This is a genomic window from Brevibacillus laterosporus LMG 15441 (assembly GCF_000219535.2).
GTDB classification, from domain to species: Bacteria; Bacillota; Bacilli; order Brevibacillales; family Brevibacillaceae; genus Brevibacillus_B; species Brevibacillus_B halotolerans.
On sequence record NZ_CP007806.1, the window covers coordinates 1,294,540 to 1,318,545 of the forward strand.

Consider the following 24,006-nt stretch of genomic DNA (forward strand, 5'->3'; position numbering starts at 1 on the left):
ATGTCGGTTGACTTATTAGATGCGTTAGATAAAGAGATTTTGGATGCCATTCAAAAAGAGATTCCATTGGTTCCTGAACCATTTAAGGTTATGGCAAAAAATTTAGGGACAACAGAAGAAGAGTTAATGGCTCGCCTGGAAAAAATGAAAGGTGATTCTATCCGTCAAATCTCTGCTATTTGTGATACAAAAGCATTAGGATATAAATCAAGTCTGGTAGCGGCTCGGATTGCTCCTGATAAATTAGATGAAATGGCTGTAAAGATTTTTAACTCCCACCCGGGTATTACACATAACTATAAACGCAACCATGACTTTAACCTGTGGTTTACGATTGCTCTACCTCCGAACAGTCGTTTTGGGTTGGAAAAAACGGTTGAAATCTTAGGAGAATTGTCTAATGTGGAATCGATTCGCATTCTACCTACTCTAAAACTATTTAAAATCGGAGTACAACTAGATGTGAAAAAAGAGGCAGAAGCGAATACAAAATCTGCTCCTACTTACACAGAAGAAATGCGCCAGGCAGCGATTGATCTAGGGATCACTGATAAAGATATCAAGGTGATTATCGAACTACAAAAGGATTTGCCAATTGTTTCGCGTCCATTTGATGAATGGGCAAAAAATGCTGGCATGACAACAGAGGAATTATTGAACCACGCGAAAGTATTGGTAGACCGTGGCCAAATGCGTCGTTTCTCTGCGGTACTAAACCACCGCAAAGCTGGATTCCGTGCAAATGGTATGGGTGTATGGAACGTACCAGCAGAACAAGCAGAGGAAATTGGAATGAAAATGGGTTCCTTCCGAGCGGTTAGCCATTGCTATTTACGTCCTACTTATCCAGATTGGAAGTACAGCATCTTTACGATGGTACATGGTCGTGATAAGGAAGAGTGTGAATCAATCCTACAAGCCATTGAGGATGAAACAGGTATCACTGACCGTATTACATTGTACTCTACGAAGGAATACAAGAAAACACGCGTATCCTATTTTACACCTGAGATTTATGAATGGGAAAATGAGATGGCGGCAAAACTGGGATTGGATAAGTAATCGCGCACAATATCCGATAGCATGGAATGCATGCGCTGTTTCCTGATAAGGAGCATATTGTCATAACAGGAAAACGCTTGTTTGATCACCTTCAAACAAGCGTTTTTTCTACCAGTTTCACGATAACAGATTCTAATGGGGTGAGTGGAATGACTCGACAATTCACGAAATCAATTGAACTACATAAAGAAGCGGTACAATACATTCCCGGTGGGGTTAATAGTCCTGTGCGTGCATTTAAAAGCGTAGGGGGCAATCCTATTTATATTGAAAAAGGGGAAGGTTCCCGTATTACAGATGTTGATGGGCATACTTATATTGATTATATTGGCTCCTGGGGACCTTTGATTTTGGGGCATGCTCATCCAAAAGTATTGCAGGCGATTAGTGAAACTGCTTTACTAGGTACTAGCTTTGGGGCACCTACAGAACGTGAAACCACAATGGCAAAGCTAGTGTGTGACATTGTTCCTTCAGTAGAAGTTGTGAGAATGGTAAATTCAGGGACCGAAGCAACAATGAGTGCGCTTCGTTTGGCGCGTGGGTACACAAAGCGTGATAAAATTATGAAGTTTGAAGGCTGTTATCATGGCCACGCGGACAGTTTACTGATTAAGGCTGGTTCGGGTGTTGCCACCTTAGGCCTGCCGGATAGCCCTGGTGTGCCTGAAACAACTGCAGTAAATACGATTACGGTACCATATAATGACATCGATAGTGTACGCCTTGCCTTTGAAAAATTCGGCTCAGAATTAGCTGCTGTTATTGTAGAACCAATTGGCGGAAACATGGGTGTAGTACCACCTCAGCCGGGCTTTCTAGAGGAACTGCGTAGCATTACGGAAAAACATGGTACCGTGTTGATCTTTGATGAAGTAATGACAGGCTTCCGTGTAGCTCGCGGCGGTGCGCAAGACTTGTATCGTATCACACCTGATTTAACCACGATGGGTAAGGTCATTGGTGGCGGTTTGCCAGTCGGTGCATACGGTGGGAAACGTGAAATTATGCAGCATGTAGCTCCAGCGGGAAGTGTGTATCAAGCAGGAACCTTATCAGGGAATCCATTAGCAATGGCAGCGGGTATTGCTACATTAATGGAGCTTGGTAAGCCAGGGGTCTACGAACAGCTTGATGCTCGTTCAGCACGACTAGCAGAAGGCTTAGCGGCTAATGCGACTAAATTAGGAATTCCTCATACCGTAAATCGTGTTGGTTCGATGGTATGTTTATTCTTTACAGATACCCCAGTAATCAACTATGAGACAGCTAAAACTGCAGATGTAGATAAATTTTCGCGTTACTTCCAACAGTTGCTGCAAGAAGGGATCATGATTCCACCTTCCCAATTCGAAGGAATGTTTGTCTCCGTTATGCATACAGATGAAGATATTGAAAAGACCATTCAAGCAAGCTATAAGGCAATGGCTACCCTAGTCTAGATGAGATGTTTTCAAAGAAGAATATAGATTGTGAAGCAGACAGATGAACTTATCTGTCTGTTTTTTTGTATTCATAAAACTTGCTGAAAAAAGTAAAGTTCACCTACTTTTCCTAGCAAGATGATATAATAAACGAGGGGGTTTATAACAAAAAGATAGGGACACCAAGGGAGGAATGACATGGGAGGAGAGCGATTTACCGCACCAGTCACCGTGCATATTTTTTTGCGAAAAGATAACAACATTTTGCTATTAAGACGATATCAGACCGGATACGAAGATGGTAATTACAGTGTTGTAGCCGGTCACCTTGATGGTGGTGAGCAGGTGATAGAAGCTGCGATTCGTGAAGCGCGTGAAGAAGCAGGCATCATCTTAAAGCCTGATCAAGTAACGATAACGGGCATTATGCATCGCTTGTCAAATGATGAGCGTATCGATTTTTTTGTAACGGCAACAGAATGGTCCGGAGAGATTTATAATGCAGAGCCGCATAAATGTGATGAACTAGCATGGTTTTCTATTCATGATCTTCCCCAGAATACCATTTCGTACATAAAAAAAGCGATTGAGCTTTCGGTCAGTCAATCTGACATTTGGTTTAATAGCTATGGATTTGACAATAAGGAGGGATAATGTGCAAACAGCGCTTGTTTTAGGGGGAACTCGTTTTTTTGGAAAAAGGTTGGTTCAGGAGCTTTTGGATAAAGGCATAAAAGTTACCCTTGCAAACCGAGGGATTACCGAAGATCCATTTGGTAAACAGGTAGAGAGAATTATTGTCGACCGTTATGATGAGGAATCCATGCTGTCTGCATTTGAGGATTATGAATTCGATATGATTTTTGATAATATTTGCTATTCATCAGAGGATGCTCGGATCGCTATAAAGGTTTTTACCGATAAAGTGTCCCGTTATATTTTTACATCTACGTTATCTGTTTATGACGAGGCAGACAGATTTGTAACGGAAGAGGATTTTGATCCTTATCACTACCCTGTTGAATATGTGACGCGACAAGAAACATCCTATAAGGAAGGCAAACGTTTGGCCGAAGCTGTGTTCTTTCAAGAAGCTCCTTTTCCTGTAGCAGCCATTCGTTTTCCGATCGTTCTGGGGGATGATGATTATACGCGTCGTTTGCATTTTCACGTAGAGCATGTGATGAAACAATGGACGATCGGGATTCCGAACCTAGATGCAACTATTGGGTTTATTCCAGCTAACCAAGCTGCACGCTTTTTGCTATGGGCTGCTGAAGAGGAGCTGGAAGGGACCTTTAACGCTTGCTCCCATGGGGGTATTACATTAAAAGGACTTATCAGTCTGATTGAAGATAGTACAGGCAAACAAGCTATTATTATGTCAGAAACAGCAGATGAACATATGTCTCCGTTCGGGATAACCCAATCAGTATGGTGCATGAGTAACGAAAAGGCAAAGGAGACAGGCTTTTTATTCGTTCCTTTACAAGAATGGCTACCATCACTTATTCAGAGAATCACGAAAACATTCGAAAAAGAAGAGAGTTATTTAAGTAATCATGAGTAAATATGTACGATCATCTAAAAGAGGCTGGTTGTACGTTTTAATGAGAAGTCCCGTTTTACCTATCAAGGTAGAGCGGGATTTTTTTGATCCGACTAGCTAAGACGTAACCTTATGCCAAATCATTCTCTTATGTTCTATTTTTGTTGCTCTGTCCATATAGATATAGGGAAATGCTTGTGGAGCTGAAAGGAGGAGCAGGTGTGTCTGTACAAGATGGACTGTTATCGTTTCAAATGAAAGAGACTATATTTCTCTCATCAGATAAACCAGAAATTGAAGAGCTACGGGAACTGGAGTTATTACCCGATTTAGAGATAAGGGAAAATGATTATGAGATTACGATATGTGGGTCCTTACAACTGCGAGGCAAGTATGTGCCGACCAAGAACGCCAATGCAAATGGCGGAACGGACACCTTGGTTTCGGCAATGAGATTTACTCCGTTGCAGTTGGAACAAGGAGATGCTAGCGTTTTTTTCTCTGATGAAGAGGCGGAGATCATGCATCGTATCCCAATAAGTATCTCTGTTCCTATTTCCAGAACCAAAGAGGTTTCTGATATTCATGGGATTATTGATAGTTTTGATTATGAGATAAAAGGCCCTAAACAATTACTTATTACCGCTGACCTGATAATAGATGGAATCCAGCTAAAGAATGAACAGGAGATTCGTGCTGAGCAGCAATCGCAAAAATCACCTGATACCTGGGAATATATACAAGTAGCTGACGATGAGAGTGAAGAACAGGAATATCAGCATGTCACTATTGATGATCTAGAACGAAAGCTGACCGCTCTAGAGAAAGAAGTAGAGTCCCAATTGGAACATCAGAACGAAGACGGACAAGAATTGATAGATGAGATTGCGCATGCAGAGTACCAGCAAAATGAACAGTACGAGCAATATGGGCAAAATAATCAATATTATCAATACGAGCAAAATGCGCAAAATGATCAATATCATCAATACGAGCATAGTGCGCAAAATGATCAATATCATCAATACGAGCATAGTGCGCAAAATGATCAATATCATCAATACGAACATAGTGCGCAAAATGATCAATATCATCAATACGAGCATAGTGCGCAAAATGATCAATATCATCAATACGAGCATAGTGCGCAAGATGATCAATATCATCAAAATGAGCATAGTGCGCAAAATGATCAATATCATCAATACGAGCAAAGTGCGCAAGATGATCAATATCATCAAAATGAGCAGTATGCGCAAAATGATCAATATCAACAATACGAGCATAGTGCACAAAATGATCAATATCAACAATACGAGCAATATGAGCAAATTAATCAAAATAATCCGTTTGATCAATTCGAGAAAACCAACCAATACCAGCCATATCAACCATTTCCGGGTTTTCAGATGCAGTCAGAAGATATAGCTCAAAATAACTGGGATCAAGATTCGGCGACACGGTTTCGTTATCAGCATCCACAATATGAGGCATATGAAACAGCAGCTGATGAAGCAGAACGGGAAGAAATCGATGAAATCCAGCAATCAGGAAATGGACCTTATCAAACATATTCAAATCTACAATCAGATTTCAAAGGACAGCAATCACCTTACGAACATGGATTTCACCCAATTTCTAGGCCAGAACCCCCGCAGTATGCACCGCCGTATGGTACACCGCCGTTTTATCAAACAAATTCTTACCAGCAGGGATCAGGACACCAGGGACCGGGCCGCGGATTAGGTGTAGACTCGAACCCTATTCCTTTTGCCCCACCACCTCCAAATCCATTTCAGCCGATGGCAGGGCCGTTTTATCAACAGCAGCCACCACAATATCCGTTTGCCCAGATGCCACCATATGCACCACCACAACAAATGTTTTATCAACCACCTCCATTTCCACCTAGCCCAGTCCCTCAACCTGTTGCTGGCATGCAGTACCAACCTGAGCATATCGCTAAATCTCTATATCAAGCTTCGTATCAGCCGCCTAATCCTAATGAATATGTGAGGGAGTCAGTGGAAGATCAGGAGGCAATGACTGATGGAGTGTATGTAGAACCAGTCTCCTATCATGAGCAGGTTGAAACAGAAGTAGATATAGAGGAGAAGGAGAGTAAATCTTTTTACGAAGAAGTTACTTTTAAGGAGGAGTCACCTCACCTTGAGCAATCTGCATCATTTGAATTAATTGCAGAGCATCAGGAAACATCGAGAGAGCCAAAGGAAGCTGTTGCAAAGCACCAAGAAACCGTTCCAGAGCTAAAAGAAGCCGTTGCAAAATCCCAAGAGACAGTTGCCGAACCAAAAGAGGTTGCTGAAAAACGCCAAGAAACCGTTCCAGAGCCAAAAGAAGCTATTGCAAAATCGCAAGAAATAGCTCCAGAGCTAAAGGAAGCCGTTGCAAAATCCCAAGAGACGGTTGCCGAACTAAAAGAAGTTGCTGAAAACCGTCAAGAAACCGTTCCAGAGCCAAAAGAAGCTATTGCAAAATCGCAAGAAATAGCTCCAGAGCCAAAGGAAGCCGTTGCAAAAACCCAAGAGACGGTTGCCGAACTAAAAGAAGTTGCAGAAAAACGCCAAGAAACCGTTCCGGAGCCAAAAGAAGCCGTTGCAAAACCGCAAGAAATAGCTCCAGAGCTAAAGGAAGCCGTTGCAAAACCGCAAGAGACAGTTGCCGAACCAAAAGAGGTTGCTAAAAAACGCCAAGAAACCGTTCCGGAGCCAAAAGAGGCCGTTGCAAAACCGCAAGAAATAGCTCCAGAGCCAAAAGAAGCCGTTGCAAAATCTCAAGAGACAGTTGCCGAACCAAAAGAGGTTGCTGAAAAGCGCCAAGAAACCGTTCCGGAGCCAAAAGAAGCCGTTGCAAAACCGCAAGAAATAGCTCCAGAGCCAAAGGAAGCCGTTGTAAAAACCCAAGAGACAGTTGCTGAACCAAAAGAAGTTGCTGAAAAACGCCAAGAAACCGTTCCGGAGCCAAAAAAGGCCGTTGCAAAAACCCAAGAGACAGTTGCCGAACCAAAAGAAGTTGCTGAAAAACGCCAAGAAACTGTTCCGGAGCCAAAAGAAGCCGTTGCAAAACCGCAAGAAATAGCTCCAGAGCCAAAGGAAGCCGTTGCAAAAACCCAAGAGACGGTTGCCAAACACCAAGAAGTAGCTCCAAAACCAAAAGAAGCTGCAACGAAACGCCCGGAGGTAACTCCAGAACCAAAAGAAGTTGTTACGAAACAACATGAAGAGCGGATAGAGAATCATCACTCTCAATCAACAGTGCAATTAGTTGAGGGGAGTGAAGGAGATCAGGTAGATATAACCACAACAGCAAAAAAAGAAGCAATAACAGAAAGAATAACAGAAAGAATAACAGAAACAGCAACAGAAACTGCCAAAGTACATGTCGAACTAGATGAAAATAAGGTAAAAGTTCATACAGCAGATTATGATCAGGAGCAACAAGAGCCTACTATCAGGACGGAATTAAGCACAGAAGAAGAGGCAACTGTGCTCATGGCTCAATTGGAGAAGGAAGAAGCAAAATCGGCAGAGGAAAATACAGCATCCCAAGTTGAACAGGAAAAAGAAATGAAGGTTGCAATTGGCTCAAAAAACAATCATAAAGAGCAAAATGAAATGATGAACTTCTCCAATATTTTCTCACACTTACATGGAAATGAGAAAAATAAAAATCTGCGTGAGGAGAGTAAACAAGAGGAGGAGCTTTCAGAGCAAACGAAAGCAAAACGTGATACCAGTAGTTCACGTAAAGATGCATTAGGGAATCTAACTTCATTTGTTCAAGATCGCACAGAAAAATTCAGTAAATTGAAAATGTGCATTATCCAAAAAAATGATACCTTAGATTCCATTGCACAGCGGTATGAAATGTCCGTAAGCAAAATTAAAGAAGCAAATCGAATGTCAACAGATCGGGTAGAAGAGGGGCAAATTCTTTACATTCCGCAATAAGGGGAGAGAAGGGCATGGCAAAGGAACAATTAGATATTTCCCCCATCTGCAAACGATATAAACTGAAAACGACCAAAATAACACCAAAAGTGGATTACTATTTAATAGAAACAAACAGGGGAACCAAAGAGGTAAGGGTATGGCCTCGTATAGAATATATGCGTTGGTCTTACGGATGGCGTGAGCAAATGGCGCGTCAGGGGGTTAAAAACGTAGAACGATTTATTCGTACCAAAGATTCGAAGCCTTATATAGTATCAAATAAAAAGGGTTATAGCATGATGGATCACCATCGCGTAGAAGAACCTATCGCCTACACCACTGATAACATGCTGGAATGTGGTCGTATAACAGCGCAAATGCATTTAGCCCAACAAGCGCAATCCCTCCAAATTGGTGGAGAATTGTTGAAACGAGAACAATTACATGCACAGCAAGGGCTGGATCGGACAAAAAAATTTTTAAAGCAGTGGGAACGAGATCGTAATGCCAAGAAGCGCAATAAATGGGGAAGCTTGTTTCCGTCAATCTTAGAACGGATGGAGCGCAGTGCTACCTTGATTCAGAGCGTATCCTTACCAGATGAAGTGCTTGCAGCTTCTCATAAGGACTTATCACGGAAGAATTGGGTAATGGTTGACGATCAAGTGTTTTTGCGAGGCTTTTATAAAACCTCTCTCACTGTTCAGCATAAGGATACAGCAAGCTTTTTACAGGAAATTGCGTTGGATGGTGGAGATCCGGCATTGGTTGACGCCTTTCTAGATGGTTATGAAGAGGTAAAACCATTGAATTATGAAGAGTTTCGTTTACTACTCTCCTTTATGGCCTATCCGCATGAATTATGGAAAACGTTGGAAAAGGTTCTTCAAGCTAGCACAAAAGAGGATAAACAAGCTGCAGAGGATGTCAAACAATCAGTCATGCGACAGCGAGAATTGGATTATCATCTGCAACGCTTGGCGAAGCGAGCAGAGCGAGGACGGCAACCGTCATGAGTCAGTACGATCAACTCTTTCCCTTGTTTAACGAGTACGATATGTATGTACAATCAATTGAGTTGGTTAAAGCTCCACGTGTATTCAAAGGGATTACTCCAAATGGGTGTTATTCCTGCAAAAAAACAGCCACACCGGCCACTCGCCTACTTTATGTGGGTGGCGTATTGAGGCATTTGGAGCAAAGAGGCTGGGATGGTGCTATCCCTCTTTTATATACCAAAATTGATGAGCCATATGTAAAGCAAGGGGGAGAGGTTTATTATTTAACCCAATGGGAGGATAGTGTTTCAATTTCCAAAGCGAATCTGTCTAGCTGGGCTTCGGGCACAGTTGTTCGATTGGCGGAGTTTCATCAGCTAACGCAAAATTACCGAATTGAAGATCCAAAGCAGGTGGAGCCGCTCGTTGATGCCCTAATTAATAGATGGCAAAGCTGGATTCGTCAATTGGCTATGTTCCGTGATCTCGCTAATGAACGTGATTATGCATCTCCGTTTGATGTGGCGTTTTTAGCAAATCATACTTTTATTGCTGACAATGCTAATCAAGCCTTGGAAAATTTACGCATTTGGCGAAGACGACACGAAACAAGCAATCAATTTCGCCTCTCGCTCATTCATGGTTATCCAGATCCAAGTCATACGGTTATGAATGAGAGCGGCAAAGTGCGTTTACTAAATTTTGACCGAACGGTGTTCGATACCCCCATTCGTGATGTAGCGGTAATGCTACGTAATTATTTTCAGCTTGGGGGCGAAAGTAAAACAGCAACTGATCTTTTTGAACAGTACAGTGAAGTGTTTCCCCTTCGACCAGAAGAGATTTCGCTACTACGATACTTTTTGCAATATCCTGAGAGGATCATGCGTAATCTGGAGTCCTACTATAATCGACGGTACGAATGGACGGAGCTATATGCAGTTAAACGATTGGAAAAGGATTTGGATCGGCTGGTGAGCTTAAATAGATGGACCAATCAAGCATTTTGATTTAGACGCCTTCTTGGGAAAAGGAGGCGTTTTTTTGCATGATGGGTGGGTAAACATAATGACGTGACTACAGCCAATCCATCGAGAATGCGGCATAAGAAATGGCGAGGAAGCCGAGGATTAATACATCGAGAGAGGTGGGCAATAGTAAGGTTCTAATAAACTGAAAGGCTGTAAAAGGCAATAGAAACTGCTTATAGGAAGCTTTTACATTGTGTAGAAAAGAACTGTATTTAAAGCGTCGCCAATTCATAATGATCACCCCTTACTGCACAGTGTATGCAGTATGCGGATAGAGGGTGAAGCCCAGCAGCACTTTATGAATCGTTTCTTTACATGAATTGCAGTAAAATATAAAAAAACAAATAAAGAAGAGAGGATGTGGTTCTTTTGATTGAACATAGAAGGGTTAACACCGTTCAACTATTCAAGAGAGCTTTTTTTATCATTCTAGGGTCCATGATTTTTTCATTTGGACTAGAAGAATTTTTGATTCCCAATCAAGTCATTGATGGAGGAATTACGGGTGTTTCTATTATTTTTAGTCATTTGACAGGCTGGCCAATTGGTCTTTTCTTATTTTTATTAAATATTCCCTTCCTCATTATTGGTTATAAGCACATAGGTAGAACGTTTGCCCTATCTACATTGTTTGGAGTTACGACCATGTCAATTGCTACAAGTTTATTGCACCCAGTCAGCGCTGTTACGAGGGAACCGTTTCTCGCTGCGGTTTATGGTGGCGTATTTTTGGGGATAGGAGTAGGCTTGGTCATTCGTTATGGTGGGTCGCTGGATGGGACAGAGGTTGTAGCCATTTTGTTTAACAGGAAAACAGCCTTTTCTGTTGGAGAGGTAATCATGTTTTTCAACATATTTATTTTAGGCAGTGCGGGATTTGTATTTGGCTGGAATCAAGCGATGTATTCCTTACTTGCTTACTACATCGCCTACAAAATGATTGAATTAACACTTGAGGGCTTTAACGAATCTAGGTCAGTCTGGATCATTAGTGACAAGCATCGAGAAATTGGTGAAGCTCTGCTAGCAAGGCTAGGACGTGGTGTTACTTATTTGAACGGGGAAGGTGGATATTCTAGAGATAATAAGACAATTATCTTTACCGTTATCACCCGATTGGAAGAGGCCAAATTAAAATCAATTGTAGAAGAATGGGATCAGTCTGCATTTTTAGCCATTGGAAACATTCGTGATGTAAAAGGCGGTCGTTTTAAGAAGGAAGCGATTCATTAAAAGGAACGAAGGCTGTCTGATTTAGAAGGGAAGGTAAATCAAACAGCTTTCGTTTCTGTCTGTAAGCATTCACATTTTTCTCTATTTGACGTACCATTAGGGGTTCGCTATAATATGCTGTATATGATTATATATGCAATGCTATGATTGGAAAGAGTACATATACCCACCTTATCAGAGAGGGAGAATCATTAGCTGCGAGATTCTCTAAGGAGTAGGGATATGGAAAGTCATCCATGAGCAATTCCAATGAAATGAGAAGTAATAAAGTAGTTGGAATCGGCGTCAAACCGTTATCTTGTTAGAGTGAACGCGTGAGTTCCGTACTTTCACATAGTGGGAAATGTATTTGAATGATGATAACGCGCGTTAACAAAGGTGGTACCGCGAAACAAACTCCTTTTCGTCCTTTGATGATGAGGAGTTTTTTTATTTGCCCATGTAATGATGTGCAATTATAAGGAGGAATAGGTTTATGGCAAACGAACAAGCATCTCTTGATTCACAACTACCAAAAAACTATGATCCAAAGGCAGCGGAGGCCAAATGGTATCCCTACTGGATGGAACAAGAATTTTTTAAAGCGGAGCGCGATCCAAAGAAAGCTCCTTATACGATTGTAATCCCACCTCCAAATGTAACGGGTAAGCTACATTTGGGTCATGCATTGGATACAACGCTACAAGATATTATTACACGTGCTAAGCGTATGCAGGGATACAGTACGCTGTTTCTACCAGGAATGGATCATGCGGGTATCGCAACTCAAACGAAGGTAGAAGCAAACCTGCGTGAAGAGGGCTTAAGCCGTCATGATTTGGGCCGTGAAAAATTTATAGAAAAAGTTTGGGAATGGAAGCATGTCTATGCTAATCATATTCGTGAACAATGGGAAAAACTTGGACTTGCTCTAGATTACTCACGCGAGCGTTTTACGATGGACGAGGGCTTATCACGTGCCGTTCGTGAAGTATTTGTTCGCCTCTATGACAAAGGTTTGATCTACCGCGGTAAGCGCATCATTAACTGGGACCCAGCCGCTCGTACAGCCTTGTCTGATATCGAGGTTATTTATAAAGAAGTAAAAGGCGCGCTGCACCACATGCGTTATCCATTAGCTGATGGAAGCGGCTTTATTGAAGTGGCTACAACTCGTCCTGAAACGATGCTAGGCGATACCGCAGTAGCCGTTCACCCAGAGGATGAACGTTATAAAGATTTAGTTGGCAAAATGGTTGTTCTGCCGATTACAGGTCGCGAAATTCCGATTGTTGCGGACGATTATGTAGACCCTGAATTTGGTTCTGGTGCGGTTAAAATCACGCCTGCACACGATCCAAATGACTTTGAGCTGGGTCAACGTCATAATTTGGAACAAATCATTGTCATGGATGAATCAGGGGTAATGAATGAAAATGCTGCTTCCTATAAAGGGCTTGATCGTTTCGCTTGTCGCAAGCAAATTATTAAAGACTTACAAGATCAAGGCGTTATGTTTAAAATCGAGGAGCATATTCATCAGGTTGGACATAGTGAACGAAGTGACGCGGTAGTAGAGCCATACCTATCGACACAATGGTTTGTTAACATGCAGCCTCTTGCAGACGAAGCGCTAAAAAATGCTGCTTCCGAAGACAGTGTTACATTTGTTCCTGAACGTTTTAAAAACACGTACCTGCGCTGGATCGAAAATATTCGTGATTGGTGCATTTCCCGACAATTATGGTGGGGCCACCGTATTCCTGCTTGGTATTGCCAGGATTGTGGCGAGTTGCATGTATCCCGAGTTGATGTCACAGAATGCTGCAAATGTAACTCCAGCAACCTTTCTCAGGATAATGACGTCTTAGATACGTGGTTCAGCTCTGCGTTGTGGCCATTCTCCACATTAGGTTGGCCAGATGAAACAGAAGACATGAAATACTTCTATCCAACTAACGTACTTGTAACAGGCTACGACATCATTTTCTTCTGGGTAGCACGTATGATTTTCAGCGGTTTGGAATTCACTGGTGAGAAGCCATTTGAGCACGTGTTAATCCACGGAATTATCCGCGATTCTGAAGGGCGTAAGATGTCTAAGTCGCTTGGTAACGGGGTTGACCCGATGGAAGTAATCGAGAAGTACGGTGCGGATGCTTTGCGTTTCACATTGGCAACGGGTAATTCCCCGGGTAATGACCAACGTTTTTATTGGGAAAAAGTAGAAGCGAACCGCAATTTTGCAAACAAGATCTGGAATGCTTCACGTTTTGCTTTGATGAATCTACAAGACTTTACGTATGAAGATATCGATTTAACCAAAGAATTATCTGCACCTGATAAATGGATTTTAACCCGTCTTCAAGGAACCATCGCAGATGTTACTCGTTTGATGGATGCGTTTGATTTTGGAGAAGCAGGCCGTCTGCTATACAATTTCATCTGGGATGATTTGTGCGACTGGTACATTGAGATGGCTAAATTGCCATTGTACGGTACAGATGAACAAGCGAAAAAAGCAACTCAATCAGTGCTTGTATATGTGCTAGATCAGACGTTGCGTTTGCTACACCCATTCATGCCTTTCATCACGGAAGAAATATGGCAAGCCCTACCGCATCAGGGTGAAAGCATCACAATTGCTGCTTGGCCGCAGGCAAAAGGCGAGTTAACTTTTAACGATGCTGAAGCTGAAATGAGCTTGCTTATGGATATTATCCGCAGCGTGCGTAACATCCGTGCAGAAGTAAACGTGCCAATGTCTAAAAAAATTGAACTAGTAATCAAGGCTAACGATCAACAATCTCTTCAAAGTCTACAACGTGGAGAAGAGTTCTTGGTACGTTTCTGCAACCCTGAAAAACTAGTAATTGGTACTGATTTGGAAGCGCCAGAAAAAGCAATGTCCGCTGTTGTTACTGGTGCAGAGTTATTTTTACCGCTTGCAGGGTTACTTGACTTGGAACAGGAGCGCAAGCGTTTGGAGAAGGAAATTGATACACTAAATAAAGAAGTAGAACGCATCGAGAAAAAGCTGAACAACCCAGGCTTTATGGCAAAAGCTCCCGCAAATGTTATTGAGGAAGAAAAAGCTAAAATGGCAGACTACGCGAACAAGCGTGAAAAGGTCATCGCTCGTTTAGCTGATCTAGAATCCTAAGCTTGTCTGCTTCATTCTTGTCATAATTAAACGATTGGGGTCATACGGTAAATGAAGGCAGATCATATTCTTACTTATGATGAAGCATTGGATTGGCTTCACAGCCCGTTACGTTTTGGACTTAAACCTGGTTTAGAGCGCATGAATTGGATGCTAGAGGAGTTAGGGCATCCTGAACGAAATTTGTTATTTGTTCATGTGGCAGGTACCAATGGAAAAGGCTCTACGTGCACTTTTTTGACACACGTAATGCTGGAAGCGGGAATTAGTGTTGGAACCTTTACTTCCCCATATATCACTGATTTTCGCGAACGTATTCGATTTAATAACCAACTCATTCCACAGGACGACCTTGTTCGTCTTGTGGATGAAATAAAGCCGTTGGTGGGGCGCTGTGAACGTGAAACGGAGTATGGCTGTCCTACTGAGTTTGAGGTTATTACTTTACTGGCGATCTGTTATTTTGGCAGAGTGGTCAGACCTGCGATTGTGATTTGGGAAACGGGGCTTGGTGGACGTTTGGATTCAACGAATGTTGTCCATCCCATCATAAGTGTCATTACCAATGTTGGTCTTGATCATACCAATGTTCTAGGCTCAACGATTGGTGAGATTGCTTTGGAAAAAGCCGGCATAATCAAATCAGGAGTGCCTGTTGTAGTAGGACATCTGCACGAAGAGGCACTTGAGGTTATTTCTCGGATTACCAAACAAAAAAACAGCAGGCTTTATAGGCTAGGTAACGAATTTTATTCCAAGCCTCTCTTTACAGAAGCTTCAAGAGGAGCCCAGCATATCGAATATGGTAGTTTATTTCGTCTCAACTCTTCCACATATCAATTGGGGTTACTAGGCAAACATCAGGTACAAAACGCGGGCGTGGCCTTGATGGTTCTAGATCTCATGAGAGAATTCTATGCTTTTTTTGTGGAGGAAGAAGATAGGAAGAAGGGTTTGGCGCAAGCTACATGGCCAGGGCGCTTGGAGATTGTCTCACGAAAACCGTTATGTATGATAGATGGAGCACATAACACGGAAGGTATCACGATGCTAGTCGACAGTTTAACTGAGCTGGCAAGCGATACAAAGCGAGTTCATTTAATGTTCTCTGCTCTTGAGGATAAACCGTTGCCTCAAATGGCTCGGGTTCTTAAAGAGGCGCCGCTCGAATTTGCCAACGTGTATCTCACGAGCTTTGATTTTCCAAGAGCCGCCTCTGTAGATACCTTAGAGGATGCTTTTTTGATGGGTGGCTTTAATCAAGAACAACTGGAACGTGTTGATAATTGGGAAATCACGTTGCGTGAATGGCTGAGCGACGAGACGAAGAGCGATGAGACGTTGCTGATTTGCGGATCACTTTACTTCATCTCTTTGGTACGCTCAATCTTTTTAATCCCCGTAGAACAGGTAGGTGAATAAAGTGGAACCATTGCAACATGTCCACTTCGTCGGAATCGGCGGTTATGGTATGAGTGGAATTGCACGCGTATTAGTTGATTTAGGATATAAAGTAACAGGATCGGATGTAGCGATGAACGATCTTGCCCGAAAGCTACAGGAAAAAGGAGCACAAGTGATTATCGGTCATGATGCTTCTCATATTGATGGGGCAGATATCGTCGTTTATTCCACTAGTATATCGAAAGAAAATCCTGAAGTTGCAGCGGCCCTGGAAAAGGGGATTCCGCTGCTGCATCGTTCACAGATGCTTGCCAAGATTCTAAATGAAAGAACAGGTGTAGCTGTAGCTGGTGCTCATGGTAAAACCACTACAACTTCGATGACAGCTCACATTTTAGAAGCATGTGGCGAGGATCCTACTTTTATTATCGGTGGTGAACTAGTCAACGCTGGTACGAATGCAAAAGCTGGTAAAAGCGACTATGTAGTGGCAGAGGCAGATGAAAGTGACGGCTCCTTTAAGGAATACCATCCAGCATATGCGATTGTAACTAATATTGAGCCAGATCATTTAGAGCATTTTGATGGAGATTTTGCCAACCTAAAAAGGGCTTATGTTCATTTTCTAGGTAACATCAAACCAAATGGTACAGCTATTGTGTGTCTGGATGATCATCATGTACGTGAATTAATGCCTTCAGTTAATCGAAAGGTAATTACCTATTCTATTGACCCTGTATATAGTGGGTCAGCGGATTTTTATGCTACGGAGATTGTATGCGGTGATCTGACTACAACCTATCAGGCATGGCATAAGGATGTTCATTTAGGCGAAGTAATTCTTCACTTCCCAGGCAAGCATAATGTAGCTAACTCCTTAGCAGCCATGATTGTAGCGTTAGAAGCAGGAGTTCCCTTTGAAAAGATCTCACAGGCCTTGAGTACGTTCCGTGGTGCAAAACGTCGTTTCCAAATTATTGGGGATGCACAAGATATTTTAGTGGTTGATGATTATGCTCATCATCCAACAGAAATCATGGCAACATTAAATGGAGCGAAGGCTTGTGGGCGTCGGGTGATCGCAATATTTCAGCCACAGCGCTATACTCGCACGTTTTTCTTGATGGAGGAATTTAGCCGAGCTTTTTCAGAAGCGGACGAAGTGATTATTACGGATATTTTTTCTCCTGCAGGGGAAAAGAAAATCGAAGGGGTATCCTCTGAGATTTTAGTTGATAAAATTAAAGTGAATAGTCATCCGCGTGCACAGTACATCCCTACTAAGGAAGAAGTGCAGCAACAACTGGTGAAGCAATTGCAGCCAGGTGATCTCGTCTTAACAATGGGAGCGGGAGACATTTGGAAATCTGCATATTGGTTCGCTGAGCAATTGCAACAAAAAGTTAAAGAAGCACAGGAAAACTGAGCATAAAAGCATTTATTGTCATACTAAACTAGATAGTGGTAACAAAGGAAACTGCCGGATTTGTCTGGCAGTTTTTTTGTCTCTATCTAATGAGCTAGGATACAAATTGAACGTAGTAACAAGCTGAGGCAGGTGTTTATGATGCTACAGTGGGGATGGCCCATTATATTAGGGGAAGAAGCTGGAATCGAACGACTAATTTGCTGGATCTGCGGGGGGTTACTAGGAGTGATTTGCTTTTTGGATATAAGGAAACGCCTGATCCCTAATTCTATTGTTTTGCCCGCTACTTTTACATTTTTATGTGTACGTGTGATTCATCCATTAGAAAAAGAGACATTTACAACGCATATGTTAGCTATGTTATTGGCTTTTGTGCTTTTATATGTAACAGCAATTGTTACGAAAGGAGGACTGGGAGGAGGAGATATTAAGTTAGCAGCCTTATTAGGGTTAATTGTAGGGAGGACCTATATAATTTCTCTGTTGCTCGTAGCCGGGATTAGCACAATCGCACTTGCGATTCTATTAGCTCGACAGCCGCGAATAAGAAAGGAAGGAATACCATTTGCCTGTTGTTTGACAATTGGCTGGTTGTTTACGTATGTAGGCAGGATGGATGTGCTGCATGTCTATGCTATATTTTTTCTTCCCTGAGCAGTCATAACTTGTTAGGTCTGTTCGTAAACTAGTAGTACTAGAGTTAAGAGAACGAGGAGGACCTACTATGAGCGGACAACCTTCCAATCGAATATCTATAAAACTATCACCTGTCATCCCGCCCCAAAATAAGATGGGGGCAAATACACCTGTACAAAATATGCAGGTAAAAGAACAGAAGAATGATAAAAAAACACAGCCAGAAAAGGCCGCAGATAATAAGGGAGTACGTGGAGGAATACGGGAGCTAGTAGGCGATGACAATAAAGAAACAAGGCAAGAATATGGCGAGCAGCAAGCGAAGGAGGCAGAGCTGGAATTAGCTGAGGCAATGAGTAGATTGGGGAAGCTGGAGGAACAAAACCTACCCACTCATACGAGTAAGGAACAGTTCCTAGCTGAATTGTCTAAAGCTGAGCGCTTATTGGAAAAAGAAGAGCAGGATAAATCGTTTGTAGAAGGTCGGCTGGGTGAAGAGGGATATCAGAGCCCATATTACGAGGGGGTTTATCCCTCTGATTGGGAGCAAGAATCAAGGAAGCCGGCATGGTGGGAAAAACTAATAAAAAATCAAAGCCATATATCAAAGCGACCTATTTTACGAGTATTTCTTACGACAATAAGTGCCGTTATCCTTGGAGTGTTATTTGGCTTTATTGTTTTAAATATCTTCGTACAAGAACAGCTAGTGCATCCCTCACAGGCGGGTGCTACACTGCCGAAATCAACCGAAGCCACACAGAATTCTGCTGCTACTTCTGAAGGGACGAGTACATTCAATGAAAAAGCTATTCCCGTAAATGGTGAGCGTCAACCTAATGAATCAAATGATGCACGAGAAGCGGGCTTGTCTAAAGAAGGAGCGTCACAGCAGGCGAGATCGCCACTTGGCTCTACTAGTCAGAAATCAGATGCCGTGCTTGCAACCGTCCAATTTCCAGAACAAAACTATTACATGGTTCAAATGGGGGTGTTTACTGACCCAAAAGCAGCCGAGCCCGCTATTGCCTCTCTCGACGAAAAGGGATTACCTCATTTTCTTTATCCAATCGAAGGAAGACTTCATTTATTTACGGGAGTATCGCCAAGTCGTGATGCCATTTTGGGATTGGCAGATAATTTCAGACAAAAGCAAATGGAAGTCTATGTAAAAGAAGTGAAGCTACCAGCTACAGAGAAACAAGTTCAGATTGTCCCTACCTCCCCTTTAGAAGTAGGTGCTTCCTCTGATAAAGGGGTTGTTAATGCATTTATCAAATCGGGAATAGATATCATTCAACAGCTTTCTACTTTATCCAGTCAAGTGGTTAATACAGATAAGCAAAAAGTACAGCCGCTTACAGCAGAGCAAGAAGCTAAGCTCAAAAGGATGCATGTCGCCTTTTTAGATAATAGTAGAGCAACACAGCAGGCCTTGTCACAAAAGGAGCAAGTCTATATAGCGGGGATGGTCCAGGGGATGAATCAGGCAATGAGTACGATGACCCAACTAAAAACGGGCAATGCTGAGCCATATGCTTGGCAGGTACAAAAAGGAATTATGCAATATTTACATTATTATGCTACATGGATGAAGGAGACGAATTAGGAAAATGGCTTTGTTTGCAAAAGGTTTCTTGCAAACAAGGTCTTTCTTTCGTTATGATCATAAAAATAAATCTGAAAATCAACTGCTTCGGTAGTTGTCTCTTGATGTCAAGTTTTGCTACACTTAGGTGTGATTATAACGACTTTCTTCCAAAAAACAACGATGAAAAAACGAGGGTAGAGAGAATGACGGGGAAAGAATTTGTAATTTTATTGATTGTCCTGTTATCAGGTCTCTTGTTTGGTAGTCTATTAGGGCAAATATTAGGTCCTTGGATTCCTTTTCTTCGAGAGAGTAAGATGTTAACATGGAGTCCTGCGGCAGATTTGGACATTTTGAAGTACAATCTTCATTTTGAGGTAAAACTAAACCTAGCCAGTATCGGAGGGCTTGTTCTCGCTTTTTGGATATATAAGAAAATTCGATAGGGGGAGATAAAATGAATCCAGAACAGCCAATCGTATTAGCTTCTTCTTCCCCGCGACGTCAAGAATTGCTGGCATGCTTGGGCTTGCCTTTTCGCGTTCAGGTGAGCAATGTAGATGAGACGATATCTGAAGAGATTGCGCCAGAAGAAATCGTAAAAATCTTATCTCATAGAAAAGCAGATGCTGTTGCCAAAAATTTGTCATTTGGTCTAGTTATTGGCTCTGATACAATTGTTGTGCTAGACGGACAGGTATTGGGAAAACCGCATGATGAAGAGGATGCATTTCGGATGCTCACTTCATTACAAGGGCGCGAGCATGAAGTATTCAGCGGCCTAGCTATTATTGATGTTTCGACTGGGAAAACAGCACTTGATTATTCATCTACAAGGGTTAAAATGCGTACAATGACAGATCAGGAGATACGTGGATATATCGCTAGTAAAGAACCAATGGATAAAGCAGGTTCCTATGCTATACAGGGCCTTGGATCGACGATTGTAGAACGAATTGAGGGCGATTATTTTACGGTAGTGGGACTACCGCTCAATCGCTTGGCCCAGATGTTTACTCAATTTGGAATTTCCCTGTTAAACAAGTAGGTGTTCCTCTTAGATTGCTTCTCCATGATAACAGCCGCTTGGCAGGAATGAAGGAAGGGGCAAAATAAGAGATGAACTGTAACAATTTTAAGTTAAAAAACGTCCCTACATATGAGCGTCCGCGCGAACGTTTGTTAAGGCAAGGGTCTGGTGCTTTATCTGATGTCGAACTCTTAGCGATTTTACTTCGGACTGGCACAGAAAAAGATCCAGTCCATAGGGTAGCGCAGCGCTTATTAGCTGTGTTTGGTGATTTGCAACAACTTGCAACAGCTACTAATGAAGAGCTGACAGATATCAACGGGATTGGTCCCGTTAAGGCTGTGGAAATACAGGCAGCGCTGGAGTTAGGACGAAGATCTGCCATTAAAGCTCGAGATATTCGTATCAGTATCCGTTTGCCAAAAGATGTAGCAGATTTTATGATGCCGGAAATGGCTGGTCTCGTACAAGAACATTTTGTATGCCTTTTTTTAAATACGAAAAATCAGGTGATAGGGAAGAAAACAGTTTTTGTGGGAAGCTTAGATTCTTCTATTGTTCATCCACGGGATATTTACCGCGAAGCAATTAAGCGTTCTTGTGCCTCTATAATCTGTTTGCATAATCATCCAAGCGGAGATCCTGCTCCAAGCAAAGAGGATATTAATGTGACTAAAATTCTGCTCCAAGCAGGAGATTTAGTAGGAATCCCTCTTTTGGATCATCTTATTATTGGAGATGGTCATTACGTTAGTTTAAAAGAACAGGGATATATGTAACACGTACCCTTTCACAAAACAAATAATACCTGTCTGTCAGCGGAAGCATCCTAGGAAAATGACCGTTTTGACAAAATGGAAGGAGATTTTCAATATGTTTGGTAGTTTCACACGCGATATGGGGATTGACTTGGGAACAGCTAATACCCTCGTATACGTTAAAGGAAAAGGAATTGTGGTGAGCGAGCCTTCTGTTGTAGCGATCCGCACTGATACAAATACAATTGAGGCTGTAGGTAATGCAGCCAAAAACATGATTGGTCGTACACCAGGAAATATCGTGGCTGTTCGTCCGATGAAAGACGGAGTTATTGCTGATTTTGAAACCACTGCAACCATGATGCGTTATTTTATTCGTCAAGCTCAGAAAAATCAAGGCTTCTTTAGCCGTCGTCCTAGTGTAATGGTTTGCGTGCCATCTGGGATTACAGCGGTTGAAAAACGTGCGGTAGAGGATGCAACGAAGCAAGCAGGAGCAAAAGAAGCATATACAATTGAAGAGCCATTTGCGGCTGCAATTGGTGCTGATTTGCCTGTTTGGGAACCAACAGGTAGCATGGTAGTGGACATTGGGGGCGGTACGACGGAAGTAGCTATCATCTCATTGGGTGGAATTGTTACTAGTCGTTCCATTCGTGTAGCTGGTGATGAAATGGATGAGGCCATCATTCAGTATATTAAACGTCGTTACAATCTAATGATTGGTGAGCGTACTGCTGAGACGTTGAAAATGGAGATTGGTTCCGCTATCGCCCCGGATGAACAAGAAACAGTAGAAATTCGTGGTCGAGATCTTGTGACAGGTTTGCCAAAAACGATCTCTGTTACAAGTACAGAAATTGCCGAAGCATTGGCTGAAACGATTATGTCAATTGTTGAAGCTGTGAAAATTACATTGGAGAAAAGTCCTCCAGAGTTAGCTGCAGATATCATGGATCGTGGAATTGTACTAACTGGAGGCGGGGCATTACTACGTCACATTGAGCGTTTATTAACACGTGAAACAGGTATGCCTGTTCATGTGGCGGAGAATGCACTTGACTGTGTAGCCATTGGAACAGGGCGAGCGCTTGAGAATTTGCATCTCTTTAAATCTAAACATGGAATAACATCTTCTCGTGCAAAAAGACGATAAGCGGGTGACGTGTCTATGTCATTCTTCGGTAATCGAAAACTTATAATTGTATTAATTGGCTTAGTTGTTCTGTTGGTAGTGATGGGTTATACCGCCAAGGACAGAATGAACCTGACATGGCCAGAAAAATTCATGAAAGATACAACCAGCGTGGTGCAGGGCCTATTTTATCGCCCTGCCCAGGCTGTTTCGCAGTTTGTTCATAATGTTCAAGATGCTTATCATGTGTACGAAGAAAATCGTGTATTAAAAGCAAGCTTGGATCAATACGCGCAGATGTCTGCTGAGTTAAAAGCTGTAAAGTATGAGAATGGACAACTGAGAGAGAGTCTTGGCACAAAACAAAAATTAAATGATTACAATGTCATTTATTCAGAAGTAGCTGCAAGGAATTCGAGTCAATGGAATGATGTGTTGGTTATCGGTAGCGGTAGTAAACAAGGTGTTAAGAAAGACATGGCTGTTATGACCTCTAAAGGTTTGATAGGGAGAGTGAAGGATGTTTCCAATTTCTCTGCGACAGTTGAATTGCTTACAAGCAGAGAGAGCTCTAACCGCAACCATGTTTCTGGATACATTTTGGCCACTCAGCCAATCCAAACTCCGCCTTCAACTACTGGTAATGGCCAACAGACGAATGGCACAAGCAATACAGCAAATGCGGCCAATTCGAATAAATCAAATACAGCTACCACGCAGGCGAATAACCAACAGAAGCCAGCAACTACTACGAAGTATGTAAGCGGAATTTTAGAGGATTACGACTCGGTTGAAAAATTATTGATTATGCGCAAGATTCCTTTAGATCAAAAGATCAGTGTGAATGATGCGGTAATTACGTCTGGGTTAGGCGGTATGATTCCTAGTAAACTACCAATTGGTATAGTGGTCAAAACAGAGCCAGGAGACTATGGATTAACCCAAACAGCCTATATAAAACCGTATGCTGATTTCACATTAATTTCTGATGTCTTGGTTATTGACCGTAAGTCTGTGGAGACTCCAACTGGCGATTCGAGTTCTTCCAGTCAAAAAGGAACCACTCAGCAATCGAAGGGAAAAGGGGGTAAATAGTATGTTATCTCGAACGAAATTGACCCTCTTTTTGCTATTGCTGTTTATATTGGAAGGATCGGTAGTACAAGTTTTTGTGCCGAGTGCATGGGGGATGTCTTACGAGACGATTCCCCGCTTTGCTTTGGTGGGAACTATCCTGATTTCCTTGTTTATCGGGAGACGGGAAGGATTGCTATATGGATTGGTCTTTGGACTGTTACAAGATGTTGTTTTCGGTCATATAATCGGCGTGTATACGTTATCTATGATGGTGGCAGGGTACTTTGCTGGACTAGTCTTGATGCTATTTCATCGTAGCTTTGCCGTCGTGTTTACTACGCTGCTTCTCGTTTTGTTTGGGCATGAGTGGCTTACTTATACGCTGTTTCGCTTATTTATGACCAATCCTGTAGATGTTCGTTGGACACTTACTCACGAAATTTTTCCGACAGTTCTTCTAAATATGCTGTTTGCGGCTTTTGTTTATTTGCCGATGAAAAAGCTTTGCTTGCAAGTGAAAGAAAACAAAGAGCGCTCTCATGAGTAGGATCTGA

General features: G+C 42.2%; 20 protein-coding genes and 1 other annotated feature. Of the genes, 19 read left to right on the forward strand and 1 reads right to left on the reverse strand.

Annotation, left to right across the window (positions count from 1 at the left end; translation table 11 throughout):
- From BRLA_RS06025 to BRLA_RS06055, 7 genes are all read left to right on the forward strand, one after another.
- Positions 1-1,062, forward strand: a complete 1,062-nt coding sequence (locus BRLA_RS06025) for a siroheme decarboxylase subunit alpha (RefSeq protein ID WP_003334880.1) — start codon at positions 1-3, stop codon at positions 1,060-1,062.
- Between the two features lie 149 nt (positions 1,063-1,211).
- Entirely contained in the window at positions 1,212-2,504 is a 1,293-nt protein-coding gene (gene hemL, locus BRLA_RS06030; RefSeq protein WP_003334879.1) for a glutamate-1-semialdehyde 2,1-aminomutase, read from the forward strand.
- Positions 2,505-2,684: 180 nt separating this feature from the next.
- Positions 2,685-3,140, forward strand: a complete 456-nt coding sequence (locus BRLA_RS06035; protein ID WP_003334878.1) for an NUDIX hydrolase — start codon at positions 2,685-2,687, stop codon at positions 3,138-3,140.
- A 1-nt stretch (position 3,141) separates the two neighbouring features.
- Positions 3,142-4,056, forward strand: a complete 915-nt coding sequence (locus BRLA_RS06040) for an NAD-dependent epimerase/dehydratase family protein (protein WP_003338852.1) — start codon at positions 3,142-3,144, stop codon at positions 4,054-4,056.
- Positions 4,057-4,256: 200 nt separating this feature from the next.
- Entirely contained in the window at positions 4,257-8,006 is a 3,750-nt protein-coding gene (locus BRLA_RS06045) for a LysM peptidoglycan-binding domain-containing protein (protein WP_041751976.1), read from the forward strand.
- A 14-nt stretch (positions 8,007-8,020) separates the two neighbouring features.
- Positions 8,021-9,004 (forward strand): aminoglycoside phosphotransferase/kinase family protein, encoded by a 984-nt coding sequence (locus BRLA_RS06050; protein WP_003338408.1) that lies wholly within the window; start codon positions 8,021-8,023, stop codon positions 9,002-9,004.
- Positions 9,001-9,996: a protein kinase family protein gene (locus tag BRLA_RS06055; RefSeq protein ID WP_003338407.1), complete on the forward strand. Its 996-nt coding sequence runs from the start codon at positions 9,001-9,003 to the stop codon at positions 9,994-9,996. Before BRLA_RS06050 ends, BRLA_RS06055 begins: the two co-directional genes overlap by 4 nt.
- A 67-nt stretch (positions 9,997-10,063) precedes the next feature.
- Here BRLA_RS06055 and BRLA_RS06060 read toward each other — a convergent pair whose 3' ends face one another.
- Positions 10,064-10,249 carry a hypothetical protein gene (locus tag BRLA_RS06060; RefSeq protein ID WP_003346010.1) on the reverse strand — a complete coding sequence of 62 codons (186 nt, stop codon included), beginning with the start codon at positions 10,247-10,249 and terminating at the stop codon, positions 10,064-10,066.
- Between the two features lie 137 nt (positions 10,250-10,386).
- Here BRLA_RS06060 and BRLA_RS06065 point away from each other — a divergent pair, with 137 nt between their 5' ends.
- The 12 genes from BRLA_RS06065 to mreD all read left to right on the forward strand — a co-directional run bounded on the left by BRLA_RS06065 (position 10,387) and on the right by mreD (position 23,999).
- Positions 10,387-11,250, forward strand: coding sequence for a YitT family protein (locus BRLA_RS06065; RefSeq protein WP_003338405.1), 864 nt, complete (start codon positions 10,387-10,389; stop codon positions 11,248-11,250).
- 134 nt (positions 11,251-11,384) lie between these two features.
- Positions 11,385-11,664: a binding site (T-box leader), on the forward strand.
- A gap of 61 nt (positions 11,665-11,725) precedes the next feature.
- A complete protein-coding gene (locus BRLA_RS06070) occupies positions 11,726-14,392 on the forward strand; it encodes a valine--tRNA ligase (RefSeq protein ID WP_003338403.1) in 2,667 nt (888 codons plus the stop codon).
- Between the two features lie 51 nt (positions 14,393-14,443).
- On the forward strand, positions 14,444-15,814 hold the full coding sequence (locus BRLA_RS06075) for a bifunctional folylpolyglutamate synthase/dihydrofolate synthase (protein ID WP_003338402.1): 1,371 nt from the start codon (positions 14,444-14,446) through the stop codon (positions 15,812-15,814).
- Position 15,815: 1 nt separating this feature from the next.
- On the forward strand, positions 15,816-17,222 hold the full coding sequence (murC, locus tag BRLA_RS06080) for a UDP-N-acetylmuramate--L-alanine ligase (RefSeq protein ID WP_003338401.1): 1,407 nt from the start codon (positions 15,816-15,818) through the stop codon (positions 17,220-17,222).
- A gap of 138 nt (positions 17,223-17,360) precedes the next feature.
- Positions 17,361-17,879: a prepilin peptidase gene (locus BRLA_RS06085; protein ID WP_041751980.1), complete on the forward strand. Its 519-nt coding sequence runs from the start codon at positions 17,361-17,363 to the stop codon at positions 17,877-17,879.
- Between the two features lie 70 nt (positions 17,880-17,949).
- Positions 17,950-19,470, forward strand: coding sequence for a hypothetical protein (locus BRLA_RS06090; RefSeq protein ID WP_003338399.1), 1,521 nt, complete (start codon positions 17,950-17,952; stop codon positions 19,468-19,470).
- Between the two features lie 185 nt (positions 19,471-19,655).
- A complete protein-coding gene (locus BRLA_RS06095; RefSeq protein ID WP_003338397.1) occupies positions 19,656-19,898 on the forward strand; it encodes a DUF4321 domain-containing protein in 243 nt (80 codons plus the stop codon).
- Positions 19,899-19,909: 11 nt separating this feature from the next.
- Entirely contained in the window at positions 19,910-20,500 is a 591-nt protein-coding gene (locus BRLA_RS06100) for a Maf family protein (RefSeq protein ID WP_003338396.1), read from the forward strand.
- Positions 20,501-20,571: 71 nt separating this feature from the next.
- Positions 20,572-21,261 (forward strand): RadC family protein, encoded by a 690-nt coding sequence (gene radC / locus BRLA_RS06105; RefSeq protein ID WP_003338395.1) that lies wholly within the window; start codon positions 20,572-20,574, stop codon positions 21,259-21,261.
- A 94-nt stretch (positions 21,262-21,355) separates the two neighbouring features.
- Positions 21,356-22,396: a rod shape-determining protein gene (locus BRLA_RS06110; protein WP_003338394.1), complete on the forward strand. Its 1,041-nt coding sequence runs from the start codon at positions 21,356-21,358 to the stop codon at positions 22,394-22,396.
- A gap of 15 nt (positions 22,397-22,411) precedes the next feature.
- Entirely contained in the window at positions 22,412-23,470 is a 1,059-nt protein-coding gene (mreC, locus tag BRLA_RS06115) for a rod shape-determining protein MreC (protein WP_003338393.1), read from the forward strand.
- Position 23,471: 1 nt separating this feature from the next.
- Complete coding sequence (gene mreD / locus BRLA_RS06120; protein WP_003338392.1) at positions 23,472-23,999, forward strand: rod shape-determining protein MreD; 528 nt, start codon at positions 23,472-23,474, stop codon at positions 23,997-23,999.
- Positions 24,000-24,006: the final 7 nt, after the last annotated feature.